The organism is Paenarthrobacter sp. PPS72, assembly GCF_048537125.1.
Lineage (GTDB): Bacteria > Actinomycetota > Actinomycetes > Actinomycetales > Micrococcaceae > Arthrobacter > Arthrobacter nitroguajacolicus_E.
This window is the reverse complement of sequence record NZ_JBLYIE010000038.1, coordinates 41812-68444: the sequence shown is the minus strand read 5'-3', so window position 1 is coordinate 68444 and position 26633 is coordinate 41812. Positions and strand designations below refer to the sequence as shown.

22 protein-coding genes, 1 tRNA gene and 1 pseudogene are annotated in these 26633 nt (G+C 61.3%); 8 read left to right on the top strand and 16 right to left on the bottom strand.

The genetic code is table 11. The annotated features are described in order from the left end of the window. Nucleotides 1-26: 26 nt before the first annotated feature. Both ACLRGI_RS15560 and mnmA read right to left on the bottom strand, forming a co-directional pair. Nucleotides 27-1655 carry an ABC transporter substrate-binding protein gene (locus ACLRGI_RS15560; protein ID WP_419202519.1) on the bottom strand — a complete coding sequence of 543 codons (1629 nt, stop codon included), beginning with the start codon at nucleotides 1653-1655 and terminating at the stop codon, nucleotides 27-29. Nucleotides 1656-1826: 171 nt separating this feature from the next. Next, nucleotides 1827-2948 carry a tRNA 2-thiouridine(34) synthase MnmA gene (mnmA, locus tag ACLRGI_RS15555; protein ID WP_419202619.1) on the bottom strand — a complete coding sequence of 374 codons (1122 nt, stop codon included), beginning with the start codon at nucleotides 2946-2948 and terminating at the stop codon, nucleotides 1827-1829. 197 nt (nucleotides 2949-3145) lie between these two features. Between mnmA and ACLRGI_RS15550 the strand changes: the two are divergent. Together ACLRGI_RS15550 and ACLRGI_RS15545 are read left to right on the top strand one after the other, a co-directional pair. Then, nucleotides 3146-3271, top strand: a pseudogene (locus ACLRGI_RS15550) (hypothetical protein); the annotation flags it as partial. Nucleotides 3272-3339: 68 nt separating this feature from the next. Then, entirely contained in the window at nucleotides 3340-3834 is a 495-nt protein-coding gene (locus ACLRGI_RS15545) for an FAD-dependent oxidoreductase (RefSeq protein WP_419202618.1), read from the top strand. A 94-nt stretch (nucleotides 3835-3928) separates the two neighbouring features. Here the strand turns inward: ACLRGI_RS15545 and ACLRGI_RS15540 are convergent, their stop codons facing one another. From ACLRGI_RS15540 to ACLRGI_RS15525, 4 genes are all read right to left on the bottom strand, one after another. Next, a complete protein-coding gene (locus ACLRGI_RS15540) occupies nucleotides 3929-5140 on the bottom strand; it encodes a cysteine desulfurase family protein (RefSeq protein ID WP_419202518.1) in 1212 nt (403 codons plus the stop codon). 58 nt (nucleotides 5141-5198) lie between these two features. Beyond that, the gene (locus tag ACLRGI_RS15535) at nucleotides 5199-5897 is read right to left on the bottom strand and encodes a helix-turn-helix transcriptional regulator (protein ID WP_419202517.1); all 699 of its coding nucleotides are present in this window, start codon (nucleotides 5895-5897) and stop codon (nucleotides 5199-5201) included. A gap of 108 nt (nucleotides 5898-6005) precedes the next feature. Next, the gene (locus ACLRGI_RS15530; RefSeq protein ID WP_419202516.1) at nucleotides 6006-6677 is read right to left on the bottom strand and encodes a hypothetical protein; all 672 of its coding nucleotides are present in this window, start codon (nucleotides 6675-6677) and stop codon (nucleotides 6006-6008) included. A gap of 112 nt (nucleotides 6678-6789) precedes the next feature. Next, nucleotides 6790-7683 carry a diacylglycerol/lipid kinase family protein gene (locus ACLRGI_RS15525; RefSeq protein ID WP_419202515.1) on the bottom strand — a complete coding sequence of 298 codons (894 nt, stop codon included), beginning with the start codon at nucleotides 7681-7683 and terminating at the stop codon, nucleotides 6790-6792. A 155-nt stretch (nucleotides 7684-7838) separates the two neighbouring features. On the opposite strand from ACLRGI_RS15525, the gene ACLRGI_RS15520 reads away from it, so the two are divergent. The 4 genes from ACLRGI_RS15520 (at nucleotide 7839) to ACLRGI_RS15505 (ending at nucleotide 10956) form a co-directional block, all read left to right on the top strand. Next, nucleotides 7839-8783 (top strand): J domain-containing protein, encoded by a 945-nt coding sequence (locus tag ACLRGI_RS15520; protein WP_419202514.1) that lies wholly within the window; start codon nucleotides 7839-7841, stop codon nucleotides 8781-8783. Nucleotides 8784-8859: 76 nt separating this feature from the next. After that, nucleotides 8860-9327 (top strand): tRNA (cytidine(34)-2'-O)-methyltransferase, encoded by a 468-nt coding sequence (locus ACLRGI_RS15515; protein WP_419202513.1) that lies wholly within the window; start codon nucleotides 8860-8862, stop codon nucleotides 9325-9327. Nucleotides 9328-9515: 188 nt separating this feature from the next. After that, a complete protein-coding gene (gene sigK, locus ACLRGI_RS15510) occupies nucleotides 9516-10121 on the top strand; it encodes an ECF RNA polymerase sigma factor SigK (protein ID WP_419202617.1) in 606 nt (201 codons plus the stop codon). A 1-nt stretch (nucleotide 10122) separates the two neighbouring features. After that, nucleotides 10123-10956 carry an anti-sigma factor gene (locus ACLRGI_RS15505; RefSeq protein ID WP_419202512.1) on the top strand — a complete coding sequence of 278 codons (834 nt, stop codon included), beginning with the start codon at nucleotides 10123-10125 and terminating at the stop codon, nucleotides 10954-10956. An 80-nt stretch (nucleotides 10957-11036) separates the two neighbouring features. Here the strand turns inward: ACLRGI_RS15505 and ACLRGI_RS15500 are convergent, their stop codons facing one another. The 6 genes from ACLRGI_RS15500 to ACLRGI_RS15475 all read right to left on the bottom strand — a co-directional run bounded on the left by ACLRGI_RS15500 (nucleotide 11037) and on the right by ACLRGI_RS15475 (nucleotide 17495). Beyond that, nucleotides 11037-12440: a GntT/GntP/DsdX family permease gene (locus ACLRGI_RS15500; RefSeq protein WP_419202511.1), complete on the bottom strand. Its 1404-nt coding sequence runs from the start codon at nucleotides 12438-12440 to the stop codon at nucleotides 11037-11039. Further along, nucleotides 12437-12982 (bottom strand): gluconokinase, encoded by a 546-nt coding sequence (locus tag ACLRGI_RS15495; protein ID WP_419202510.1) that lies wholly within the window; start codon nucleotides 12980-12982, stop codon nucleotides 12437-12439. The genes ACLRGI_RS15500 and ACLRGI_RS15495 overlap by 4 nt, the downstream gene beginning before the upstream one ends. A gap of 74 nt (nucleotides 12983-13056) precedes the next feature. Then, nucleotides 13057-13836, bottom strand: coding sequence for a PIG-L deacetylase family protein (locus ACLRGI_RS15490; RefSeq protein ID WP_419202509.1), 780 nt, complete (start codon nucleotides 13834-13836; stop codon nucleotides 13057-13059). A 4-nt stretch (nucleotides 13837-13840) separates the two neighbouring features. Then, complete coding sequence (locus ACLRGI_RS15485) at nucleotides 13841-14794, bottom strand: electron transfer flavoprotein subunit alpha/FixB family protein (RefSeq protein ID WP_419202508.1); 954 nt, start codon at nucleotides 14792-14794, stop codon at nucleotides 13841-13843. A gap of 14 nt (nucleotides 14795-14808) precedes the next feature. Then, nucleotides 14809-15612 (bottom strand): electron transfer flavoprotein subunit beta/FixA family protein, encoded by an 804-nt coding sequence (locus tag ACLRGI_RS15480; protein WP_419202507.1) that lies wholly within the window; start codon nucleotides 15610-15612, stop codon nucleotides 14809-14811. Nucleotides 15613-15857: 245 nt separating this feature from the next. Beyond that, the gene (locus tag ACLRGI_RS15475; protein WP_419202506.1) at nucleotides 15858-17495 is read right to left on the bottom strand and encodes a S1C family serine protease; all 1638 of its coding nucleotides are present in this window, start codon (nucleotides 17493-17495) and stop codon (nucleotides 15858-15860) included. A 320-nt stretch (nucleotides 17496-17815) separates the two neighbouring features. On the opposite strand from ACLRGI_RS15475, the gene ACLRGI_RS15470 reads away from it, so the two are divergent. Beyond that, nucleotides 17816-19870: a TPM domain-containing protein gene (locus ACLRGI_RS15470; RefSeq protein ID WP_419202505.1), complete on the top strand. Its 2055-nt coding sequence runs from the start codon at nucleotides 17816-17818 to the stop codon at nucleotides 19868-19870. Between the two features lie 98 nt (nucleotides 19871-19968). Next, nucleotides 19969-20757 (top strand): PspA/IM30 family protein, encoded by a 789-nt coding sequence (locus ACLRGI_RS15465; RefSeq protein ID WP_419202504.1) that lies wholly within the window; start codon nucleotides 19969-19971, stop codon nucleotides 20755-20757. Nucleotides 20758-20909: 152 nt separating this feature from the next. Here the strand turns inward: ACLRGI_RS15465 and ACLRGI_RS15460 are convergent, their stop codons facing one another. The 4 genes from ACLRGI_RS15460 to ACLRGI_RS15445 all read right to left on the bottom strand — a co-directional run bounded on the left by ACLRGI_RS15460 (nucleotide 20910) and on the right by ACLRGI_RS15445 (nucleotide 26597). After that, complete coding sequence (locus tag ACLRGI_RS15460; RefSeq protein WP_419202503.1) at nucleotides 20910-21707, bottom strand: GntR family transcriptional regulator; 798 nt, start codon at nucleotides 21705-21707, stop codon at nucleotides 20910-20912. A 427-nt stretch (nucleotides 21708-22134) separates the two neighbouring features. Next, nucleotides 22135-22208 (bottom strand) — tRNA-Met (locus tag ACLRGI_RS15455). A 131-nt stretch (nucleotides 22209-22339) separates the two neighbouring features. Next, nucleotides 22340-25336: a UPF0182 family membrane protein gene (locus ACLRGI_RS15450; RefSeq protein WP_419202616.1), complete on the bottom strand. Its 2997-nt coding sequence runs from the start codon at nucleotides 25334-25336 to the stop codon at nucleotides 22340-22342. Between the two features lie 124 nt (nucleotides 25337-25460). After that, nucleotides 25461-26597, bottom strand: coding sequence for a YlbL family protein (locus ACLRGI_RS15445; RefSeq protein ID WP_419202502.1), 1137 nt, complete (start codon nucleotides 26595-26597; stop codon nucleotides 25461-25463). Nucleotides 26598-26633 lie beyond the last annotated feature (36 nt).

Below are 26633 nucleotides of genomic sequence, written 5' to 3'. Positions count from 1 at the left end.
CCTCCCCTGACTTCGCAAAGGTGCGGTTACTTGGAAATTACTCCGAGACGGAACTTGAAGGACGGATCCAGCGTTTTCTCGACGCCGTTCACGCCGCTTCCCGCTACCGCCACTTGGGCACCCTGCAGCAAGGGCAGGGTGGAGATGTCCTTGGCCAGTGCATTCTGGACATCCTTGATGGCAGCTTCGCGGCTGGTCTTGTCCGCATCCGTCAGCTGCTTGGCGATCAGTTCATTGACTTCAGGATTGTTGTAGTGGTTCTTCAGGAAGCCGCCTTCCGGGAAGAACGGAGTGAGGTAGTTGTCCGAATCGCTGAAGTCCGGGAACCAGCCAAACTGGAACAATGGGTACTCGTCGGCACGGCTGGCTTTGCTGTAGGTGACCCACTCCGTGGACTGCAGGTTCACGGTGAAGAGGCCGGACTTCTCCAGCTGCTCCTTGACCATGGCGTATTCATCGCCGGAGGATCCGCCATAGTGATCCGGGTTGTACTGCAGGTTCAGTGCGACAGGTTCCGTAATTCCGGCATCGCTAAGGACCTTCTTGGCTTTATCCAGGCTCGGCTTTCCGGCGTCGCCATAGGCGTCCTTGAACGACTCGTTCGCCCCGAGGAATCCGCTCGGCACGTTGGAGTACAGGGGCAGGTAGGTGCCCTTGTAAACCTGGTCAGCGATTGCCTGGCGGTCAACGAGGTTGGCCACGGCCTGGCGAACGGCGAGTGCCTTGGCAGGGTCGGCACCAGCGGCCTTTGTTCCGTAGGGCATGGTGTCGAAGTTGAAGGTGATGTAGCGGATCTCGCCACCGGGTCCGGTGAGGACCTTGACCTTGGAGTCCTTGCGGAGGTCGTCGATGTCCGTGGCACTCAGGCTGCGGAAGGCAACGTCAATGGCTCCTTGCTGGATTTCCAGCTTCAGGTTGGTGGGGCTGGCGTAGTACTTGATGGTGGCAGCATCGTTGGCGGGCTTACCAAGAACGCCTTGATAGTCGGAGAAGGCCTTGAAGCTGACAAGTTCGTTCTTCTTGTAACTATCAATCGTGTACTGGCCGTGGAACGCGTTGGCCTTGATGATCTCGTCGTCCGAAAGAATCTTGTCGGCCGGGAAGACTTCATCGTCCACGATCGGCGCGGCAGGGCTGCTGAGGATCTGGCTGAACGTTTGGTCGTTGGCGTTCTTCAGTTTGAACACCACCGTGGTGGCATCGGGCGTAGTGACGCTCTCGATATTGGTCAGCAACGAGGCAGGTCCGGCAGGATCGTTGATCGCGACTTGCCGGTCGAAGGAATGCTTGACGTCCTTGGAGTCCAAAGTGTGCCCGTTGGCCCACTTGAGTCCGGACTTGAGCTTGACGGTGTATTCGGAGGGCGCCGTGAACGACGACGATTCTGCAAGGTCAGGAACAGGTTCAGCACCGCCGGGCTTGGAATTCAGCAGAAATGAGTAAACCTGGTTCATCACCATAAAAGAACCGTTGTCATAGGATCCCGCGGGATCCAGCGACGTGACTTTGTCAGTAGTGCCGTAAGCGATGGGGCCCGCGGCAGCCGGGGCGGATGATGAGCCGCCGCCGGAGGGTCCCGTGCATGCCGTCAGGGCGAGCGCGGAGATGCCCGCCAGCGCGATAACGCCGTGCAGGGCCTTCTTGTTCATTGCCATCTGGTGAACCTTCTGTTCGATGGATTCGGCGCGCCGCCGAGGGATATTTGTGACGGCGCACACACTTGATTCCACGATTCAATCAGACTTCGAAGGCCGCGAACCCTTCATTTTGTGATTCGAGACACAAAATTTACTTTCCAGTAGGTTTCACCGTATCGGCGCGAGCGCCTAGAGGGCTTCCCGCTGAAGTGAACGGGCGGCATCGATGGTTGCCTGCCCCAGGACACGGCTGCCCTGATAGAGAACGACAGTCTGGCCTGGGGCCACACCCCTCAGGGGATCCGTCAAAGTAACAACGAGTTGGGCACGCTCCACCCCGGATTCGTCAGCAACCGCCTCCACGCGCGCGATCGCCGGAACGGGGTCGCCGTGGGCCCGGACCTGGGCGTGACAGTCGAACTCAGCGCCGGTGGAAACTTCGGAAATGGGCAAGCCGGCCCAGGAAACCTTGATACCGCGAATCTCATCGATCGCAAGCAAGGCTTCCGGTCCTACTACCACCTTGTTTTCCTTGGGACGGATTTCCAGGACAAACCGGGGCTTGCCGTCCGATGCGGGAGTCCCCAGCTTCAGGCCGCGCCGCTGGCCCACCGTAAACGCGTTGGCGCCGGGATGCTCGCCAACCTTGGCGCCCGTTTCGTCAACGATATCGCCGGTGGACATCTCAATCTTCTCGGCAAGCCATCCGCGGGTGTCGCCGTCGGAAATAAAGCAAATGTCATGGCTGTCCGGCTTGTTGGCCACGGACAGTCCGCGGCGCTCAGCTTCAGCACGCACCTCGGCCTTGGACGGGGTGTCCGCCAGCGGGAACATGGAATGCTTGAGTTGTTCGTGGGTCAGGACTCCGAGAACGTAGCTCTGGTCCTTGGCCCAATCGGCGGCACGGTGGAGTTCCCGGTTGCCGTCGGCGTCTTCAATAACCTTGGCGTAGTGCCCTGTGCATACGGCGTCGAAGCCCAGCGCAATGGCCTTTTCCAGAAGGGCGGCGAACTTGATTCGCTCGTTGCACCGCATGCAGGGGTTAGGCGTCCGGCCTGCGGCGTACTCATCGATGAAGTCCTGGACGACATCTTCCTTGAAACGCTCCGAGAAGTCCCACACGTAGTAGGGAATACCGAGGACGTCGCACGCACGCCAAGCATCGCGTGAGTCTTCGATGGTGCAACAGCCCCGGCTTCCTGTGCGCAGGGTCCCGGGCATGCGCGACAACGCAAGGTGGACTCCGACGACGTCGTGCCCGGCCTCGACGGCCCGGGCCGCGGCCACGGCGGAGTCAACTCCGCCGCTCATTGCTGCAAGTACTCGCATGCTGCTTTCCGTGTCTGTGGGGATTGAAGCAACTGATCCGGCTGGCAACAGCCGACGTGCCCATCTATTCTAGCCCCGGTGCCGCGTCTGCCCTAAAAACCCTTGACTGCCCCACCCTTGGCTTCTAAAGTCTTTCCAAGAATGTCCTCTTGGGTAAAGCCGACGCGGACTCTGCCCTGGTGGCACGCGGCGCCTGGTACGGGGAGAACAACGTCGATCTTGTCCTCGGAAGTCCTGCCAGCCGGATAGACCCGAAGCAACGCGCGGTGACGCTGGCTAACGGCCAAATCTTCCCCTACACAAAACTACTGCTGGCCACAGGAGCCCGGCCCCGTACAATCCCACTTAGCGGCGCGGACCTTGACGGGGTGCTATCGGACCTGAACTTGGCACGTACTTCAAACGGCTCCATGAGGACCAAGGTGTCAGTTTCCGCCTCCCGGCAAGCGCTGCCGGAATTGAGGGACTGGACGGCAAGGCAACGGCGGTCCGCACCGATACCGGCGAAACGCTTCCCGCCGACGTCGTGATCATCGCTATCGGCGTCATACCGGACACGGCGCTGGCCGTAGCCGCGGGGCTTGAAGTACGGAACGGAATATTGGTGGATGCCGGATTAAGGTCCAGCGCACCGGATCTGCTTGCTGCAGGCGACGTCGCCAACGCACTCCATCCCTTTACCGGCGAGCATCATCGCAGCGAACATTGGGCCAACGCGCTCAACGGAGGCAAGGTAGCCGCAAGGTCGATGATGGGACTGGAGGCTCGGCTGGATGTGGTCCCGTACTTCTACACGGACCAGTTCAGCCTGAGCATGGAATACTCGTGCTTTCCCTCCTTGACCTCCGGAAATCCATCAAGACCTTGATCTCGGCTCGCGTCCCGGTAAATGTGGCGGAGCTGACGAACCCCGAGGCACCACTGGACCAGCTATTGCCCGCCTGGCTCCTTGGGCAGTACAACTAGCGGGCTTCGGTGGCCGCTGTCTGGATGCTGGATTCATGACCGGCCATTCCGGCCTGCCGGGCCCGAAGGCATGCCTCGGGAAGCGCCTTCAGTAGCGCATCCACATCTTCATCGGTGGAACTATGGCCCAGGGTAAATCGCTGGGCACCGCGGGCAGTGTCCTCGTCGAGGCCCATGGCCAGGAGGACGTGCGAAGGCCGGGGCACCCCTGCGGTACAGGCAGAGCCAGTGGAGGACTCGACGCCGGCCAGGTCCAGGAGAAAGAGCAATGAGTCCCCTTCACAGCCAGGAAAGGTGAAGTGGGCGTTGCCCGGCAGCCGACCTTCGCCGGGCGCGCCCCTGAGTACTGCGTCCTTAACCGATTCGTGTATTCCGCGGATAAGGCGGTCGCGCAACAAACTGAGACGTTCCTGTTCACTCACCAGGTTTGCCGTGACAGCCTCCGCGGCTGCGGCAAACGCCGCGATTGCCGGAGTGTCCAACGTTCCCGAACGTACATCGCGTTCCTGGCCGCCGCCGTGCTGCACCGGCGTCAACTTCACAGCCCTGCCAAGGAAGAGGGCACCTACCCCCACGGGACCACCGAGCTTGTGTCCCGAGACGGACATTGCGGAAAGTCCGGAGCCACGAAAGTCCACGGGAATGGAACCGAAAGCCTGGACGGCATCGGAGTGGACAGGGATGCCATGCGGCTTCGCCAGCTCCACGATCTCCTTAACGGGTTGGATGGTGCCTACCTCATTGTTGGCCCACATCACGGTGATTAAGGCTACTGAACCAGGATCCCGTTCGATTTCCTGCCTGACCACGTCAATCCGGACCTTCCCCTCGCCGTCCACGGGAAGCCACACGACATTCGCGCCTTCATGCTTCTCAAGCCATTCCACGGCGTCCATGACCGCATGATGCTCGACGGCGGAGCAAAGGATGCGGGTCCGGCTTGGGTTCTCGTCGCGCCGGGCCCAGAACAGTCCCTTGACTGCCAGGTTGTCCGCCTCCGTCCCGCCGGACGTGAAAATGACCTCGGATGGATGGGCCCCGGCTGCTGCGGCAAGCGTCTCCCGGGCATCCTCCACCGCCCGCCTCGCACGGCGTCCTGCGCCGTGCAGCGACGAAGGATTGCCGGTCCGCGACAGCTCGCGCGTCATGACGGCGAGCGCCTCGGCCGACAGGGGCGTGGTTGCAGCATGGTCCAGATATACAGGCACCTACTAATTCTACCGACGCCGGAATTTCAGCGGAGCCATGCGGCCAAAGGCGGGCAGTTCAGGTGCCGGTTGCTTGAGAGCCGTTGTCGATCAGTGCGATGCGGGCACAGCAGTGTCCAGGGCCATGCTCCGGATCCGGCACCACCTCCTCAGCTCTGAGTCCGGAGGCTGCCGCCACACCGCCCAGTAGCGCGCCGTTCATGCCACACACCACTTCCTTGTGCTCCCGCGACAAACGGTGGAACGGACAGTTGAGCAACCGGTATCCCCCGGAGTCATCGGGTGAGGGTTCATAGCCGAGTTCCGAAAGGGCACCCAGGAAATCACCGGGCCTTCCCAGCTCGCTTCCTTTGGCATCAGCGACTTCACGCAGGGTTGGTCCAACCGGAGAACCATCAATCTCAGCCCGTTTGATGGCTGCTGCCATGAGGTGGCCGGCGAGGTCGTAGTTCCTCTCAGGGATGGAGACGCCAATTTCTTCCGCTACTGGCCTGTACAGCTTTGATGGCCGCCCGGATCCGGGACCCGTTTTGTGGGGCGGCTTCCGAAACTCGACCTGCAGGAGTCCGTCGCGAACCAAGCGGTCCATGTGGAAGGAGGCCGAACTGCGGGGCAACTCCAGAGCCAAGGCCGCTTCGTCCCGACCTACGGCGTCACGGGCATCAAGCACGTACTCATACAGCCTGCGGCGGTTCTCATCGCCTAACGACGCGACTGCTGCGATTCTCCGGATCCACGGGAGGTCGACGGTACCCATGCATCAACGGTATCTCTAAAATTAAGAGCTGCCGCTTTAGCCGATGGTCGCCTCTCCCGGCAATGCCCAACCACGCATGCCCAACCACGCATGCCCGATCGCTCATGCTCAGGACGGCGGCACCACAGCGAGCTGCGCCATGGTCTCCGCGCGCGCTTGGGCCAAGGTGGTGGTGTCAGGGCATGCCAGGGAGGCGTACACCGACGACGCCGTGGCGCTGAACAGCCTGGCCAAGACAAGGGCTGGCTGACCCCCTGATGCTGACGAGGATTCCAGACTGAGGAACTCAACACTGCGCTGCGGCTTGTCGGAGTCCTCTCCCCAGCGCAATGACGCCGGCTTCAGGCTGTCCAATGCCCCGACATTGAGATAATTGAACAACTCCTTGGTGGAAGCGGCGTCATCGCCGGCCACAACCAACGGGCCCTGATTCACGCTGACCCGGACCGCGAGCGTGCACCCGTCCGTCTTCTTGTATCTGTTCTCACCCTGCAGGGCCGAATGAACCACTGACCAGCCAGGGACTTCCTCCAGCCGGATGGAAACTGTCACAGGCTCCCCCGGCGCCAAAGTACCCCCTGCCGCGAGCGGCAGGTCCTTCGCTGCCACCGCGGCCGCATCGTGCCCCGGGGTAATGGTGGGAGTTGCAAGCGTAGATACCGTAGGCGACGGCTTCGGCGCTGCCGGATCCGGAACGTTGACGCTGCAGCCAGCCAGCAGGAGGCCTGCTGTTCCCGTGGCAACCAAGCCGGCCAGTCGTCGTCGAACGTTGTTCGCCACTATGTCTCCTTGTGTCTTGCCGCCTGATTCCGGCACCCACTAACGCGCTGCACATCGCCGCGATCGAGTCTAGCCGCCTGCGGCACAGTGGCCCCGTCAGCCCGCGACCAAACTAGGCAAGCACCCGCAGGCCGGCGGGAATGAGGTCGACGACGACCGGCAACTCAGCGATGCGCTCGCCGTCGGCGTATGCCACTACGCCGTCGGCCTCCAACTGCACCTTCCGGACACGCCTGATCTCCACGGCGGGATGGCTCGTGTGCTTCCCCGCGAAAACCTTGGGAAACACGGCCAGGAAACGGAGCCGGGACAAAGGCTTCACCACAAACAAGTCCAACCACCCGTCGTCGGGCAGCGAATCGGGAGCAATTCTCATGCCACCGCCTATGAACTGACCGTTAGCCACCGAAATAAGCAAAGCGGGTTGATGCCAGGTCTCGTCGTCGGCAGTGACGGTGTACGTAATCCGCCGGAAGGAGCCCAGCTCCCTGAGCATCGCCAGGTTGTAGCGGCTCCTCCCGCGAGGCCACCGCCAGGAATTGGCCCGTTCGTTGACCGCAGCGTCAAAGCCTGCGGAAAGGACCCCGGCAAAGTACGTGGTCTTACCACCCGCGGTGACCCTGCCCGCATCGATCCTGCGCCCGCCAGTTTCCAGCCCAAGCAGCAGGCGTCGGCATGCGGCCTCAATATCGTTCAGTGGCAAACCCAGCAGCCTCGCCACATCATTGCCTGTTCCTCCGGGAACAATACCCAGGGGAATGTCCAGCCCGGCCAGCGCATTGACACCCAAGTGGACCATGCCGTCGCCACCCACCACCACCAAAGCGTCCACACCGGCTTCCAAGCTCGCATCCACCGACGTCCGAAGTGCGTCATAACTGGCCGTTTCAAGTACGACGACGTTCAGGCCGACGGCGCGGAGGAAACCCACGGCTTGGTGCCCGGCATTGCGCCCTCGCCCGAATGAAGCAGCGGGGTTGATCGCCACGGCAATTATTTTCGGCATGCTGAAGGGGTTCTCGGCCGCCGAAGGATTCACAGCGTGAATTATGCCAGCGGGAACCACGCGCCCCGTTACCGACGTTCACATTGTGGCTGGATAAACTTGCCTGTACCGCGCCTCCTAAGAAGCGCACCGTCATCGCAGAGAAGGGCCCGTGCTTGGCCGAGGGCAGCAGTTCGCACTATCAGGTTCTCCGCGTTTCCGTCACCGCTACGGACAAGGAGATCAAAGTGGCCTACCGCAAGGCTGCCCGGAAGGCCCACCCCGATCACGGTGGAGAAGCGGAGATGTTCCGGCGCGTGACACTCGCGTACGAAACCCTGATTGACCCCCAACGCAGGGCCGAATATGACCGAAGGTACGCCCGTGGAGCGTCAGGGGTGAGCCAACCCCGGCCGGGAGACTACACAGGCGCTGCCGCGCCGGGTCCCTCCGCTACTACAAACGTCAAGCGCCCCCAAGCCCAGCGCAACACGGCGGGCGATCCCCCTGTCTATGTTCCCGACTTTAACGATCCCAACGAGGTCCCACTCATTTCAGCGGCGGAAGCGGCGCAGCAGGTCCACGGTGTCCCGCGCAAACGGGGCATCTTTGGTGCCGAGGCCCGCATCCAACGCGAGATGCGAACCGTACAGCTCATCAGCCGGCAGGTCCTGACCGCCATACCCGCTGCCCGGCTGATCAACGGGCTGCGCTCGCCGTCGGACAACAACCACATCGACCACGCCGTCCTTTCCGGCTACCGGCTGGCGTTGGTCGGTTCCATGCTGCTGCCCAAGGGCGCCTACGCATGGGATGGCCATTCGCTGCGGCATGGCGGGCGTTCCGTAGCCCCTCCGCAACTCGCCCACATCGTCCGTCACATGCAGGACCTCTTCCCCGAACTCAACGTCACCGGCTGGGTAGTTCTGCACAGTCCTGACGGTAATCTCCACGAACCTGTGATCGACCAGTACGGCAAGGGCCAGTCCAGCCACAACGCCATGGAAGTTGTCAATGCTGCGGGGCTGGTGAGGGGACTCAAACAATTCCTGAGCTCAGGGCCGGCTCCAAACACCGTGGTGGTTCCTGTCCTGGCGCGCCTGCTTCGCGGTATGCACTAAGTCCTTGACCCGCCATACTGCACCTGCCGCACCTGCAGGGGCGCCTGGCCGACATGTGGCTGACTAAGATGGGACAGTGTTCCGCATCCTCTTCCACACTCCAGAAATCCCGGGCAATACGGGCAACGCCATCCGATTGGCCGCCATCACGGGGGCCGAGCTCCACTTGGTGGAGCCCCTCGGCTTTGATTTTTCCGATGCGAAGCTGCGTCGCGCCGGTCTCGATTACCACGATCTCGCCGTAGTAACTGTCCACAAAGACATCGAAGCCGCCTGGGCCGCACTCCGGCCGGAACGGGTTTTCGCCTACACCTCCGACGGTGAGACCTCCTACACCGACATCAGCTACCGCGAGGGCGACGTCCTGATGTTCGGTCCCGAATCGGTGGGACTGCCGGATTGGCTCAAACAGGATCCGCACGTTACCGCACGTGTCCGACTTCCCATGAGGCCGTCCCTTCGCTCGCTCAACCTTGCCAATGCTGCTTCAATCGCCGTCTTTGAAGCCTGGCGGCAGAACGGATTTGCCGGCGCCAAGGTGTAGCCCATCCAACGGCGCCGCAGAACCGAATACCTTATGCAGGACAATTCCTGCCTTGGATATTCATTGAGGGAGCATACGTGAGCGCGCTGCAGACCAGGGTGATGACGGCCAGCCGCTGCACCGCCGCGCCTTCATCACAATCCCGTTATGCTGCCGGTTTCAAACGGGACGACATATGCTGGACGGTGATGGACATCCCCAACAACCCCGGCCCCCCGGTCTTCGAAGCTACCGGCTCTGCGACTGATCTGAATTCGCAGCTGGCTGGCTTGCTCGCACTCGTGGCAGCCGGCGACCAGCAGGCCTTCGCCGAGTTCTACCAACTGACTTCCCGGCGCGTCTTCGGCATGGCCAGGCGCGTCCTTTTAGACCCTGACCTCAGTGAGGACGCCACCCAAGAGGTCTATATCCAGGTCTGGCAGGGGGCTGCAAAGTTTGACCGGTCCGCGGGAAGCCCGCTGGCCTGGCTCATGACCATCGCCCACCGGCGGGCCATTGACCGTGTTCGTGCCGTACAAGCGGCGACCGACCGCGAGGCCAGATACGGGGCAGCGAGCCAGGACCCGGACCGGGACCTGGTGGCTGAAGAAGCCGACACCAACTTGGAGGCCGAGGCTGTCAGCCGCTGTCTGGGGACGCTCACGGACACGCAGCGCGAATCAGTTCGCCTCGCCTATTACGGCGGGCTGACCTACCGGGAAGTCGCCGAGCATCTTGGTGCCGCTGTTCCGACCATCAAATCCCGCATCCGCGATGGGCTATTACGCCTGAAAACCTGCTTGGGGGTGGGTTGATATGAGTGAAAACACCAGTGGAGGATTTATCCGCAGAATGTTCGCCAACGACATCGCTACAGATCTCGCTGAGGGCCGGGTTCTCGAACTGGCGGAAATCTATGCCTTGGACGCCGTGAGTGACGACGAACGGGCCATGATCGATGACTACATCAAGGACGCTCCCGAAGCTTCTGAGTTCCTGGATCGGGTCCGCGAAGCCCGCGAGACTCTCGCAGTCAGCTTCGCCCCTGACGAGGCACCGCCGGCTGGGCTCTTCGACAACATCATGGAACGCATCACCACGAATGCTGCCACCCAGCCACCGGCTGAGCCGGCCGCGCCGCCGGTAGTGAGTCCCGCCGTCGACGACCTCGCAGCTGCCAAGGCTAAACGCGAAGAACGAACCCGCGCCGGTGGCGCACGGAGATGGATCGCAGGCGCGGCCGCAGCAGCCGCGATTGCACTCGGTGGCATCGGAGTGGGCGCCTACGTTTCTAGCCAGAACGATCCCGTCAACCAGGTTCTGCAGGCCCAGGATGTGCAGAAGAAGTCCGCGCCGGTTCCCGGCGGTGGTACAGCCACCATCTCCGCATCATCGGCCCGGGATTCCTTCGTGGTGCTGATGGATGGTGTTGCACCCGCTCCCGAGGGCAAGGTGTACCAGCTGTGGACCCTGCCCAAGGACGGCTCAGCCCCTGTACCGCAGGGAACCATGGATGCCGAGACACTTTCCAAGCCTGCCGTTGTGAAGGGCTTGTCCTCAGCTTCGTCGGTAGCCATCACAGTGGAACCCACAGGCGGTTCGCGCGCCCCCACCACGGACCCTGTCCTGGTGGTCGGGCTCAACGCCTGACTCCAATCAGTTTAAGCGCGACGGCGGTCGTCCCACCTTGGGGACGGCCGCCGTCGCGCCTTTGACGGTTGTTTCCGCAGCTACAACACGAGCGATAGAAGCATCACCAAGCCGAAGGCCACCAGGGAAATCAGCGTCTCCATCACCGACCAGGTCTTGAAGGTCTGCCCGACGGTAAGGCCGAACAGCTCCTTGACCAGCCAGAATCCGGCGTCATTGACGTGGGACAGGAACAGGGATCCTGCACCGATGGCCAAGGCCAGAAGAGCTGCGTGTGTCGGGCTCAGGCTGCTGGCAAGAGGTGCCACAATGCCTGCCGCCGTGACGGTCGCCACGGTGGCTGAGCCTGTGGCCAGGCGGAGAGCCACTGCCACGATGAAACCGAGCACCAAGACCGACATGTTGGCGCCTTCAGCCCATTTCTTGACGGCATCGCCAACTCCGGCACCGATCAGGGTCTGCTTGAAACCGCCACCGGCTCCCACAATAAGGAGGATCGCCGCGATGGGTCCCAGGCTTTCGCCCAACTTGGCTGTGATCCTGCTGCCCGTGAAGCCTACGGCGTATCCGAACGTGACTATGGCCAAGAGCACGGCAAGGGTCATGGCCACCAGCGGCTGGCCCACGAAGTCGAAGAAGATCCGGATGGCGGGTGCGGTTTCAGGGTCCGGCCAGATGATTCCGCCCAAGGCCTTCAACAGCATGAGGACCACGGGGAAGATGATGGTCAGCAGTGTCACCAGGAACGACGGCTGGCGCTTGACTTCGCTCAGGTCAGTTGCGTGCCGGGTGTCGATGCCACCGGCTACGGCGGGCGCGTCGACAGGAACCCAACGGGCTGCCAACCGCGAGAAGAGCGGGCCACAGATAATGACGGTGGGGATAGCCACCAGGATACCCAGCCCGAGCGTTGTTCCCAGTTCCGCTTTGACTGCACTGATGGCAATCAGTGGACCCGGGTGGGGTGGTACGAGCCCGTGAAGCACGGACAGGCCAGCCAACGCCGGGATGGCAATACGCATCAGCTTCATCTTGGACCGCTGCGTTACCAGGACGATCACCGGAAGCAAAAGGACGAGCCCGATTTCGAAGAACATCGGCAAGCCGATGATCACAGCCACGAGCGTCATCATCCACACCAGTTTGTTGCCGCTGGCCTTGGCCAAGAGGGTGTCTACCACCCTGTTTGCCCCTCCGGAATCAGCCAGCAGTTTCCCGAGCATGGCTCCGAGAGCAATGAGCAAGCCGACTTCCTTGAGGACACCTCCAACGCCGTCCTCGAAGTTGGTGATGACCTTGCCCAGTTCTACGCCCGACGCCAAGCCCACAAAGGCCGAGCCCAGCACCAGCGCCAGGAACGGATGAAGCTTCAGCTTCGCGATCAGCACCACAATCAGTGCAATGCCCAGCGCGGCCACCACAAGGAGTTGCGTGTCGTGCGCTGTCCACTCCTGTACCTGCGTGGCTGTTTCCAGGGCCTTCACGAGGCGGTCGCTTCGGGGCCGGCGCCGAGGGGCCGGAGACCGAGGCGTTCAATAACTTCGTCGGCTTCTTCGGCCGGTGACGCGGAAACGCACAACGAGATGTAGTTCTCGTCCTCGGTTGGTTCCTCAAGGGCATCGAACTGCGATTCCAAGAGCGACGGCGGCATGAAGTGTCCATGCCTGGAGGCAAGTCGATCCGAGATCTTGTCCTTGCTGCCCTGCAGGAAGACGAAGACAACGCCTTCCCCTCGCAGCACATCGCGGTACTTCTTTTTCAGTGCAGAGCAGGTGATGATCGCCGGGGTTCCGGCGTCCACGCGTGCTCGGATCCAATCCGAGATGATACCCAGCCAAGGCCAGCGGTCCTCATCGCTGAGGGCCTGTCCCGAGTGCATCTTTGCCACGTTCGCTTCAGGATGGAGGTCATCGCCTTCGGCTAGATCCCACCCAAGTTTTCCTGCCAGTACGCCGGCTACAGTTGATTTGCCCGAACCGGAGACTCCCATAATCACCAGTACAGGTTGCTGCGCAGTCTTCGCCATCAAAGTCTGCCTTCCTCGAATAAATATGATTTAACCGAGATCAAGCATATGACACGGGTTACACGTCGGCAATGTCAGAAGCCGGCGATGGTGCTTGAGCCGTTGACGGACACCACGTGGAAGGCCTCAGCACTGCTCCCGGCAGGCAGGCCGGCACGTTCTCCATTGGTCAACATCATGCTTCGGACCACACGCTCCATGCTCTGGATATCCGGATGTTGGCTCGCATGGACGCCGATGGCGTCAAGCTTTGAGTCCACCTGACCCGAGACATCCACAAAGTGGTTCTCCCTGGCCTCCGGGCTGGAGATAAACCACAACCACGGCAGCTTATAGGCGGCAAGTCCCTGGGCGGCCAACTCCGGGTAGGCGAAGGGATTTTCCACTGCGGGATAGACCGCACGGGTTACTGCTTCACCGGCGGCGAGATGGTCAGGGTGGCTTTTCTGGAGGCGATCCCAGTTCCTTTCCGGGTGCATGGTCAGCACGATGTCCGGGCGGATTTCGCGAATGAGCTTCACAACCTGCTTGATGACGCCATGTGTCGGCTCAAGATAGCCATCAAGCTCATGCAGGTAATGGATGTCCGTGACTCCCACGAGCGCCGCTGCCCGCTGTTGCTCCTCCGTGCGGAGTTCGGTGATCCGTTCCCTGTCCACCGGATCAAAGCCGCCGGCGTCGCCGTCCGTCATGATGCAATAGCTGACCTCGACGCCTGCTGCCGTCCAAGCCGCGATGGTCCCGGCAGCGCCAAAGTCGATGTCGTCAGGGTGGGCAGTAAAACAAAGCACCCGCTCAACGCGCTCTTTGGAGGCGTCGAACGGGCTCTTTGCTGACGTAGCGTCAGTGGACAAGGGATCAGCCTTTCCGCTTCTTGATCTCCGCGGTGGCCTGCGGGAGAACCTTGAACAGGTCACCGATGATGCCGTAATCCGCGATCTCGAACACCGGCGATTCTGCGTCCTTGTTGATGGCCACAATGACCTTGGAGGTCTGCATTCCAGCCTTCTGCTGGATGGCTCCGGAGATGCCGGCAGAAATGTACAACTGCGGTGATACTGTGACCCCGGTCTGGCCCACCTGCGCGTCGTGGCCAATCCAACCAGCGTCCGTTGCAGCTCGTGATGCGCCAACTGCCGCGCCCAAGGCGTCGGCAAGCTCTTCGAGAGGGCCGAAGTCGCCGTCCACGCCGCGGCCGCCGGCGACGACGATCCTTGCTTCGCTGAGGTCAGGCCGCCCGCTGACCGGCTTCTCCGCGCGAGCCGCGATCCGTGCGGAGTTCGCCAAGCCCTCGGCGGGAACCTCAACAGTGGCGGTGGCCGGTGCAACGGGAGCACCAGCGGGCGCAGGTTCTACATTGTTGGCTTTGACCGAAAGAACCGTCACCGGAGTAGTGGCCTTCGCAGTGGTGTTGTAGGAACCTGCAAGGACCGACTTATGCGCAGTACCGTCAGCTTCGACACCCACGACGTCGGTGATCACACCGGCATTGAGCTTGATCCCCAACCGCCCCGCGATTTCCTTGCCCTCAGGTGAGTTGTCCAGGAGGACTGCCTTAGCTCCGGACGATGCCGCAGCAGCAGCCAGGTAGGCAGCCTTCGGCCCCACCAGGTAGTTGTCGAGGTCGTCCACCGACGGCCGGTAGACGATACTGGCGCCGTACGCACCCAAGGTGGCGGCGACGTCGTCGTGCAGCTCCCCGGTGAACGCGACGGCGGTCTCCCCCAGTGATCGGGCGATGGTCAGGAGCTCCAGGCTGCTCTTCTTCAGAGCGGCTCCCGGGTTGTCAATGAAAACAAGTGCATTTGCCATGGTTGCAGTCCCCTTTAGAGCAGCTTCTGTGCGGCGAGGAAATCGACCAGCTTGATGCCGGCGTCGCCGTCGTCGGTGATGATGGTCCCTGCTGTCCGCGGCGGGCGAGCCTCGGCGGACTCCACTACAGTCCAAGAGCCGGCCAAGCCCACCTGGGAGGCGTCTACACCGATATCGGCCAGGGACAAGGATGCGATCTTCTTCTTTTTGGCCGCCAGGATGCCCTTGAAGTTGGGGTAGCGCGGCTCGTTGATCTGGTCGGTAACCGATACAACTGCGGGCAGCTGCGCTTCGACCGTCTCAGAGAAAGCGCCGGCATCACGGCGGGCCGTGACCTGGTTGCCCGCAATCTCGAGGCTGGAAGCAAAGGTGACCTGCGGGAACGATAAACGCTCGGCAAGCTGAGCCGGGATGAGCGAGGTCTCACCGTCGGTGGAGGCCATGCCTGTCAGGACCAGGTCCACCGGACGACCATCAGCCGAGATGTAGCGAATGGCTGCGGCAAGTGCCAGTGATGTGGCGGCGGCATCGGAACCAGCCAAAGCATCGTCGCTGAGGTGGACACCGGAATACGCGCCGATCTGGAGTGACTTCTTCACAGCATTGACCGCACCCGACGGGCCCATGCTCAAGGCAATGACCTCATTTCCGGCTTTCGGGCCGCCACGCTCCTCCGCCAGTTGGAGCGCTGCCTCGAGGGCGTACTCGTCCAGTTCGGACAAGATGCTCTCGTCACGGTCGGTTGTGTTGCCAGGGCCGGTGATGTGCCGGTCGAACTGGGCGTCCGGGACGTGCTTGACCAGAACGACAATCTTCAATGTCTCTTCCACTGTCTTCGAAGCAGCCTTCCATGCTTGTGGACGGCCAAACGCAGCAGCGTGGCCGTGAATTGCCCAGCGCGTGGGCTCGTCCTAGCTAAGCATATTGCCCGCAGAAAACCAGTCCCAGCGTTAAGCCCTGTTTCAGCTACGCGCGATGCTTCTCGTTTGCCGTTCACGTGATGGGACAGCAAACGGCGGGCGACACCCGTGAGGTGCCACCCGCCGTCGTGCGTTGTTCTTGCCTACTGCTGCGCTGCGTCGAGGGTGACCTCGACCTCTTGCGTCTGGCCACCGCGCTGAATGGTGACCTTAACCTTGGCGCCGGCGGGCTGTTCGCGAACTGCCGCAGTCAGCTGGTTGGGGTCGCTCACCGTATAGTTGCCGAACTTGGTGACGACATCGCCAACTTTGAGTCCGGCTTTGGCAGCCGCCGAGCCCGATGTCACAGAGGCGACCTCGGCACCAACGGAGAAGCCTGAATCATTGCCCGTCGAGGACTTCGAACGAACGGACACACCGAACTGTCCGTGGCTTGCCTTGCCGGTGTCGATGATCTCCTGTGCAACGCGCTTGGCATGGTTGATGGGGACACTGAATCCAACGCCGATGTTGCCGCTGGACGAGTCGGAGGTTCCGCTGCCCGCGGAAGCGATAGCAACATTGACGCCTACAACTTCGCCCTTGCTGTTCACCAGCGCACCACCGGAGTTGCCCGGATTGATAGCGGCATCGGTCTGGATGACGTTAATTGCGATCGAGCCTTCGTTGGCTGCTCTTTGGTTCTGGCCACCGTTCGGTGGTGCAAACTGGAATCCCTCGTCGCCCCCTTGACTCTCATCCGGCGTACCTTCCGGCACCGCAGATGACGCGACGCTGATAGTGCGGTTGAGGGTGGAGACGATGCCGTCCGTCACAGTGCCGGTGAGGCCCAGTGGAGAGCCGATGGCGACGGCGGTGTCCCCCACGTTGATTTTGGACGAGTCACCGAGCGTTGCCGGAACGAGGCCCGATGCGTCGCTCACCTTGATGACGGCAAGGTCAGACAACGGGTCAGTGCCAACCACCGTGGCCTTGAGGACCCGTCCATCGTTGGTGCGGACCTCGATGGCGGCGTTGGCGGTGGCACCGTCCAGCGTTACGACGTGGTTGTTGGTGAGGATGTGACCTTGGTCGTTGAGGATGATGCCCGAACCCGTGCCGCCCTCATTGCCGTTGGTCGCCTTAATGGTCACCACACTGGGCGACGCCTTGGCTGCCGCGGCGGTAATCACGTTGACGTCGTCTTTGTTGTTCACGATGAGCGTGCTGGACTGCCCGCCCGATGAAGCAGCAGGTTCGGGACCTTCCCACAGCGCGTTACTCCCCGCCACTACACCCCCGCCAATCAGGCCGGCCGCGAGCATGCTCGCCACCAGGGTCCCAACACCGAATGCCGGCTTGCGCTTGGTGGTTACCGCTGACGAATGACCGGGCGCCTGCTGCATACCGGGGCTGTTGTGGCCTTGGGCGTCGTGGGGTCCGTTCTGAAACCCGGAACCGCCATGCCCATTGGCCCCCGGTCCATTTGCCCCCTGGCTTGAGCCACCATAGAACGGCTGGTGCTGAGGGTAGCTGGGACGGTGACCGGGATCATGCTGCTGGGGGGCGCCATAGTACTGGGGCTGCTGCGGCCGGGCCGCTGGCGGCTGCTGTGACGCTGTTGGCGTCCGGTAGGCCGGCAGAGGAGTGGTGGGGTGTTCAGCTTTTGCAGCTTCACCTTCTTGCCCTGACGTCCAGGCGGGCTGCTGCTGGGTAGCGGCGGCCTGCTCGCCAGTGGCTTTCCGCGGCTCGGATGGCTCGCGGTTCTCTGGTGCGGTGCCCTGCGCTGGGTTCTCCGTCATGGGTCTTCCTTTCGTCCTCGTCTCCAACAACTATGTACCCAATTACTGGAACAAAAGCGGACGTTCGCTGGGAGCTTCCTGAAAGGTGGTCGCCCCTTTTCGCCGACGCTTCAAGAAGGCCTCAACGGGACAACAATGCAGCGCTCTCCTATATTTCGCTGGTGGCATATTCACCCCTGTGGACGGTCCAAGGGGTGCACCATAGAATCAAGAGGAATTGCCACAGCGACCTGCGGCTTTACATCATGCGTGGGGGCGCTGAGCATTCTGTAACGATTGGTACGCCTTGTTCCAGTCGCAGACGTGCTGAAGGGTTGCACATGCGGTCAATAGTTAAACGCGTACTCGCCGTGATCGGCCTTGCCGGAATGTTGGCCCTTCCGGCCACCGCCGCTTGGGCCGCCGACCCGGTGACCATTCCGTCCGGCCAGAACATCGTGGACGACGCCAACCTCCTGGGTGGCCGAAAAGGCGAAGTCCAGGAAGCCATCCAAAAGACCCTCAAGGATCACAAGTACAACTTGTACGTGGTTACGGTGGACAAGTTCGAGAATCCTACCGATCCTGCCGATTGGGCTGAGGCCGTCGCCAACAATAAGCGAATGGGTAAGGCAGATGCCATTTTGGCAATTGCTGCTTCCGGCCAATACACCTTTGCCTTGAATTCCGGGAGTTCGATCTACTCCAAGCAGTCAAGCATCATGCAAAACGCTGTGACGGCCAACGTAGCGGGTGGCAAGAAGGACTTTGCGCAAGCAGCCATTGATACGGCCGCTGCTATCGGTGACGCCGCCGGTGGAGGCAGCGGAACAGTGCCAAGTGGGAACGCCGGCGTCGGAGTCCTCGTCGGGGTTGGCGTCGTAGCAGCCGGAGGGGCCGGCACGTACCTCTATCTCCGAAACCGCCGCAAGAAGGGCAGCACCAAGGCCGTCAGCGCCAGCTACGGACCGCAGGGGGAGCAACTTGATCCTTTGGCAGGTCTTAGCATTCCGGAACTACGCCAGAAGAGCGGTTCGCTGTTGATCGAGGCGGACGACGCCATCAAGTCCAGCGAGCAGGAGCTCGGCTTTGCCCAGGCGCAGTATGGCGATTCTGCGATTGGCAACTTCACCAAGGCCTTGGAAGAAGCCAAGGCCCACATGACGGAGTCCTTCAAGCTGCAGCAGCAGCTGGATGACCATATTCCTGATACCGAAGAGCAGCAGCGGAGCTGGCTTGGCGAAATCATCCGCCGCTCTGAAGCGGCCCTGGCATCACTGCGCGACCAGAAGGCTGATTTCGACTCGTTGCGCGAGCTTGAAAAGAATGCTCCGCAAGCCTTGGCAGCCGTAACTGCGGGAGCGAAGGATGCCGATGCAAAAATCGCCAGCGCAGAGCAGTCCCTCGAAGGTTTGCGCGTCAAGTACGCCGAATCCGCGTTGACACAGGTCTCAGACAACATTCTCCAAGCCAAGGAGCGGCTTGCATTCGTGCAGAACGCCGTCACCGCCGCGCAGGAGAAGTTGGCAACCGGCGAGAACAGCCTGGCTGCCGTGGCAGTCCGTGCTGCAGAGGAAAGCCTGCACCAGACCAATGTGCTGATCGATGCCATCTCCAAGACTGCGGGCAGCCTTGATGAGGCCCGCACCTCCCTGGAAGGCGCCGTGGCAGAGACCAGCCAGGACCTTGCTCAAGCCCGGGCGATGATCCAGTCCGGTGACCACCCTGAGCTCGCCGGTCCCGTAGCCGGTGTGGAAGCCGCCTTGGCGCAGGTGAAGACTGAGATACAAGGCGGAAAGATCGATCCCATTGCGACGTTGAGCCGCGTTGAGTCAGCCCATCAGGCGCTCGATCAGTCATTGTCCGGCATCCGCGATCAGCAGGAACAGGCCCGCCGGGCCCAGGCCTCGCTACAGCAGACAATCATGGCCGCACAGGCACAGATCAGCGCCACCTCGGATTACATCACGGCACGTCGCGGCGGGGTGGGTACAGAAGCCAGGACGAGGTTGGCGGAGGCTCAGCGCAACCTTGACTATGCGCTCTCCATCTCCCGCAATGATCCCGTCACTGCACTGACCTACGCCCAGCAGGCGCATTCGCTGGCCGCGCAGGCCGCGCAACTCGCGCAGTCCGACGTCGACCAGTTCGGCTACGCCGACCAAGGATACGGACGGGGCGGAATGTTCAGCGGGGGTGGCGGCGGAGGCGGTCTTGGAGGTGCCATCCTCGGCGGCATTCTCATCAACTCCATCCTGAACGGCGGAGGAGGCGGCTGGGGCGGCGGCAACGACGGCGGTGGCGGCGGCTTCTTCGGCGGTGACTCCGGTGGCGGCGGAGGCGACTTTGGCGGCGGCGGAGGGGACTTTGGCGGCGGAGACTCCGGCAGCTTCTAGCCAGACAGACTAGGCGAGGTCCATGCCCCGCATAGAAGCGATACAACAACTGATCACTGATTTCAGTGTCACCACTGAGCAGGACGAAAGGCAACACCATGGTTAAGCAGTCCATTTTCGGTCGGATCTCACAGCTCGCCAAGGCGAACATCAACGCCTTGCTGGACCAGGCTGAGGACCCGCAGAAGATGCTGGACCAGATGGTCCGCGACTACACAAACAACATTGCCGAGGCCGAATCAGCCGTGGCCCAGACCATCGGCAACCTCCGGATGCTGCAGGCGGACTACAACGAAGACGTCAAGAACGCGCAGGACTGGGGTAACAAGGCCCTGGCAGCCTCACGTAAAGCCGATGAGTACCGTGCCGCCGGTGATCCTGTTGACGCACAGAAGTTCGACAACCTTGCCAAGGTGGCCATCCAGCGCCAGATGACCGCGGAGTCCGAGGCAAAGGCAGCAGAACCGAGCATCGCTTCCCAGACCGAGGTAGTGGACAAGCTCAAGACCGGGCTCGACCAGATGAAGAACAAGCTGAACCAGCTCACCGCCAAGCGCAACGAGTTGGTGGCACGCTCCAAGACAGCTGCAGCGCAGTCCCAGGTTCACGATGCGCTCAAGAGCATCGACATCATGGATCCCACCAGCGAGGTGGGCCGCTTCGAAGAGAAGATCCGCCGCGAAGAGGCGAAGGTCATGGGCCAGCAGGAACTTGCGAGCTCCAGCCTCGATGCACAGTTCAACCAGCTCGAAGACCTCGGAGAGCAGACCGAAATTGAGGCCCGTCTTGCGGCCTTGAAGTCGGGCGGTTCCAAGCCTGCCATCGGCGCGGGAGCCCCTGCATCAACGGGCGCTACCGTGGACGAAGCTGACTTCGACAAGCTCTAAAAACACACCAGGCCGTAGACGCCAACCGGGCAGACCGCCCAAGAACGTAACGCGGTACAAAAAATGGGCCGGATCCTCACAGGGACCCGGCCCATTTCTTGTTGGCGTCCAATGATGATTTTGCGTGCTGCAGCGGACAGCGGGTTTCAGGCCTATTCTGCGGAAGTAACCGGCGCATCCTGCCCGGGGCTGACATCGGTTGCCACTTCGGCACGGATTTCGAATCCCTTGGGGTGGAAGTAGGTCACCGTGCACTCCAGGACCTCTCCATGAGGGCCCAAGGTAGTCCGCTCCAGGCGTGGCACCATGGCGAATCCGCGAACGTTGAGGGCATCTGCAAGGTGTTCCGGGGGCGCATGCATGGTCACGGTGATTTCCGCCCGATGGAGGGGCTTCAGCGTCCTGTCTTGAATGACCTGGTAAATGGAGTTTCGTTCGGCATCCGCGAGGCTGATGTGGCGACCAATCTGCGACGGGATGAAAATCTCCGCAATGGCGTAGGGCCATCCTGCGCTTGAGTAGGAGCGACGGATGACCAGAACAAGGTTGTCGTCAGAGACCAGCTTGGCCGGCACGGACTTATCCTTCTCCATCCACTTGTACTCAATGAGTCCTTTGACTGTTTTCATACCAGCCGCCGTAAATGTCTCCATGAACGGTGCCAAACGATTCAACATCCTGACAGGACGCTGGGCCATCACGAAAGTCCCTTTGCCCTGCCTACGGACCAACAGGCCCTTCACAACCAGTGTTTCGATCGCCTTCCTCACCGTTGTCCGGCTAATGCCGTAGGCATCCATCAGGGACTCTTCAGTGGGTATCCTCGACCCAGGCTCCAAGCGGCTGACCTGGTCAGTTAGTACGTCTGCCACCTGCTGGTATACGGCAACCGGACTGTCCCTCTGGAGGACTTCACGCTCGAGACCTACTTTGTAGTCTTCGTTGACCATTGGGCGTCCCATCCGTTTCTTACCGCAGCAAATCCGGGTTTGATGCTAGCACCGGTATCCGGATGACCAGTTAAACAAAAGATCCGGATCAGTCATTACTGATCCGGATCTTTTCTCCAGTTGCGGGGACAGGATTNNCACCCCGCGTCGCAAGAACAACTCTACCGCACCCTCCGGAGTGCTTCTGACCATACGGCACATAAGGTGCCGCAGATCACTCCCCCATTTCTGGATGACCCTAGATGGCCGTAAGTTCTGGTTTGCACCCGGCTTCCTGCCGGACCACCCTGTCTCAACCGCTCGTGGACCTGGGCGCCATAGACGAGGGGAGTGAGCGAGCGTCGTACTCGCGAGGATGGCATCGAAGGTATCCGAGGCAAAGCAAAAGGTCCGGATCAGTGTGAACTGATCCGGACCCTTTTTCCAGTTGCGGGGACAGGATTTGAACCTGTGACCTCTGGGTTATGAGCCCAGCGAGCTACCGAACTGCTCCACCCCGCGTCGCAAGAACAACATTACCGCCCGGTGAATGCCAGACCAAATCGCGGCGACGTGATGTGCGTCTCGCCAATGGAAAGGCCGGCGCCCGGCCCCCTAAAGGAGCAGGCACCGGCCTTCAACCACCTAGATAACTAGCTGCTGGGCGTAGGCGAGGGCGTCGCGCTGGGAGTAGCTCCCGGCGTCGTCGTTGGAGCCGGCGCGGCATCCAAGCGGTTCTGGGCGTCGATCGCCTTCTTCAGTGCCTCAGACAACTTGGTTTGCTGCGCACCATAGCCGGCGAAGTCCCCCTTGGCCAATGCCGCCTGGCCGTCCTGGATGGCCTTGTTGGCCTCATCCAGGGCTGCCTTGAGCTCGGCCTTCGCATCAGTGGGACCAGCAGGCGGTGTAGTGGTGCCAGGAGGGGCCGTTGGCGTCTGGCCATTGTTGGCGACATCCCCTGCAGAAGCGCCGGAGTCTCCGCCGAACAACTGGTTCAGTGCCTCGTCAAGGGTGGGCGCGAAGCCGATCTTGTCACCGAAGGCAACCAGCACGCGCTGCAATGTGGGGTACGACGTCTCACCTGTGGACTTCAGGTAGACAGGCTGCACGTAGAGCAGGCCGCCACCCACAGGAAGAGTCAACAGGTTACCGTTCAGCACATCTGATGCACCCTGGCGCAGGAGGTTCAGCGCTTGGGACACCGTGGGATCAGAGTTGAACTTGTTTTGCGCCTGCCCGGGACCCGGGACCTGGGTATCGGTGGGGAGTTCAAGGAGCCTCAGCTTTCCATAGCTCTCCCCCTTGACGCCCTTGACGTTTCCGGCGTCCGAATCAGCGGCAAGGAAGCCATACAGGATGTTCCGGGCGCTGCCGTTGACCGTTTGCGGAATGAAGGACGAGGTCAGCTGGAACGCCGGCTTGTCCTGGTCCGGCATCTGCAGGGACATGTAGAACGGCGGCTGCTTGACGGCTTCCGAAACGGTGGGATCGTTCGGTACGCTCCAAGCGTCGTTGTTCTGGTAGAAGCTGTCCGGATCGGTCACGTGGTAGCGGCCGAGCAGTTCACGCTGGACCTTGAAGAGGTCTTCAGGGTAACGGACGTGGCTCATGAGCTCACCCGACATCTCCGAGTACGGCTTGATGACCGTCGGGAAGACCTTTTGCCATGCCTTCAAGATGGGGTCCTGATCATCCCAAGCGTAAAGATTAACGGAGCCGTCGTAGGCATCCACTGTTGCTTTGACAGAGTTGCGGATGTAGTTCACCGAGCTGTTCGGCAGGGCAACGGTACGACCGGCGCTGGTTTGCGAATCCACAGTGGCGTTCTGCAGTTGCTGTGGCTGGGAGTACGGGAAGTACTGGCTGGTGGTGTAACCGTCAACAATCCACTTGACTCGGCCGTCTACGACTGCCGGGTATGCATTGCCATCGACAGTCAAGTACGGGGCAAGCTTCTCAACGCGTTCGCGGGGATTGCGTTCGTAGAGAATTTGGGATTCCGCGTTAACGCCGTCCGAGAGCAACAGGTCAGAGGACTGGAACTTGATGGAGTAAAGGATCCTGTTAAGCCAGTTACCGACGTTTGGCCCACCGTTGCCGCTGAAGGTGTACTGCGTCTCGCCGCCACCTTCACGGCCTGCCGGTCGGTCCTGCTCGCGGTTCGGGGCACCATCCGGCGCTCCCACGATGGAGTATTCGGGAGAGTTCTCACCGAAGTAGATGCGGGGCTCGTACGAAGTGTCGTTGCCCAGGACTCCATTGGACGGAATGCCCGACTGCAGGAACTCCGGCTTGCCGTCGGCAGTGAACTTATTGCCCTTGGCAGCGACGACGCCGTAGCCGTGGGTGTAGACAATGTGCCTGTTGACCCATGTCTGCTGGTTGGCGCTCAAGCCATCCGGATTGAGCTCGCGAACGGCGATGACGGTGTCCTGGACTTTGCCGTCAACCATGTAACGGTCAACATTCAAGGTTTGCGGGAACTGGTAGTACGGCCGGTATTGCTCAAGCTGGGCGAACGCCGACGAAATCAGGTTCGGGTCAAGGAGGCGAATGTTGGCAGTGGTCTGCGCGTCCGCCGCCAAGGCACCGGTAGTCGCCGTGGTGGTGGCGTTGTAAGCAGACACATCAATCTTGTCCAGACCGTACGCGGCCCGCGTCATCTTGATATTTCTATCAATGAACTCCTTTTCCAAGGTGTTCTCCGACGGACGAACCTGGAACTGCTGAATAACCCACGGGTAAACACCGCCGGCCAGAATGGCCGTGATGACCAGCATCGCGGTGCCGATCACCGGAAGGCGCCAGCGGCCAATGATCGCGGCAATGATGAACAGGATCGCCACGAGGCCTGCTGCAACAGCAAGGATCGCTTTGGTGGGGACAACGGCGTTGACATCCGTGTAGAGAGCGCCGGCCCAACGGCCCGAGTTGCTCTGGACAGTGGTGTACCTGTCCAGCCAGAAGTTGATGCCCAGCAGGACAAGGAAAAGAGCGCCCGTAACGGCGATGTGGATCTGCGCTGCCCGGCTCGTGAAGATCCCCCGCTCCATGAGCCGGATGCTGCCGTAAAGGTAGTGCGTCAGAATGCCTGCAATACCGGCAACAACGGCGATGCTGATCAGGAACCCCGTAACGAAACCGAGGAACGGCAGCGTCATCAGGTAGAAGCTGATGTCCATGTTGAACAACGGGTCGGTCTGCCCGAAAGGCTCCTGGTTGAAGAACAACAGGGCCTTCTGCCACTGGCTGGCTGCCGCACTGCCGGCAAAGAGGCCGAACAGGATGGGGAGGCCGATCATGACCACCCTGCGAACCGGCTCAAGCTGTGCCTGGTAACGGTTGAGATTGTCCCGGGCCTCGGCATCAGGAGCATAGACGGGCCGGGAGCGGTAGGCGATCCTTATGGCGAAGAAAACAGCAGCAAACATCATGGCGAAACCGATGAGGAACGTAATGATCCTTGCAAGGTTTTCGCGGATATACACTTCGAAGAAGCCAAGCTGCTGGTACCACAGGACGTCAGTCCACACATTGGCGAAGAAAATGAACCCGACGACGGCCACTGCCACGACAATGAGCGTCGGCGTCAGGGCACCTCGTCTCAGCGGTGATCTTCCGGGCGGGTTGGAGCTGGCGGGACGGGACAAACTCTGTACCTCATTGGTGTCAGTGAACAGTCGGTGTGCGCGTGCTGACTTTCCCTGCCGCTGGGGGTGGCAGGTGCCGTCATCTATGCCACGAGTGGCGGTGAAGCTAAGTTCCACCGTCAGTCTAGTTGTTTGTGCAGGTGGGAAGGCTCCCCGTGTCCTGACCGGATCCGAGCCGCTCGACGGCAGAGGTGGCATCGGCCAGAGTTTCCACTTTGACAACCTGAAGCCCGTCCGGAACATGCCCTACGACGTCGGCACAATTGGATGCCGGCGCAAGGAACATGGTGGCACCCTGTTGACGGGCCCCTATCATCTTCTGGGCGATGCCCCCGATGGGGCCCACAGCGCCATCTGCAGTGATCGTGCCGGTGCCTGCCACATGCTTGCCCCCAGTGAGGTCCCCCGGAGTGAGGTTGTCCACGATCCCCAAAGCAAACATCATTCCGGCACTGGGTCCGCCAACGTTATCCAAGGAAATACTGACGTCGAACGGGAAAGTGAAATCACTGGACAGCAGAACACCCAGGACATAGCGGTCCGTCTGGTTCTTGGCGGGGGTGATCGTTTCGGAAACTACAGTGCCTTTCCTGTCCAGCCCAACAACGACCGGGGCGCCGGCGCCGGCGGCCAGTTCGGCTTGGACCACGCTCATGGACGTAATCGCCTTTCCGTTGATGGAGGCCAGCCGATCACCTTCCTGGATCTTTCCGGTGGACGGCGAGGGGTCTGACAGGCCTGCGACGTTCAGCCGCTGCTCAAACGGAATCTCAAGCTCACGCAATGCTGCTGCCACTGCGTTCTCCTGCGAGGTTTCCATAGCAATTTCGCCTTGCTGGACCGTCTGCTCGGCTGTGGTGCCCTTGGGGTATATGAGTTCCTCCGGATAGATGGCCTTGGAAGGATCCAACCAGGCCCGGAAGACATCGAAGATGGTGGCCGGACTCTTCGGACCGCCGGTCATGACCACGGTAGTCAGGTCAAGGTTGCCGTTCGCTGGAAAAGCCTCTCGGCCGGAGATGCTGATGACAGGCTTGTCGCCGTCCTTGCCCAAAGTATTGAAGGTGGGACCGGCGGACTCTATGACATACGGAACCGGCAACGCTGCCGCCCCGATACCAAGTCCCAGTGCGAGGAGACCGGAAATCACCATGATCATGTACCGACCGTCACGGGGCGGTGCCGGAGGCACGGAGGAGGATTCGGCGTCGGGCGTTTGACGCGGGTCCAGTGAGCCCTCGGGGCTGGGCGAAGTAAGCATTGAGGCCTCTCTATGCCGGCATTGCATGACCGGAAT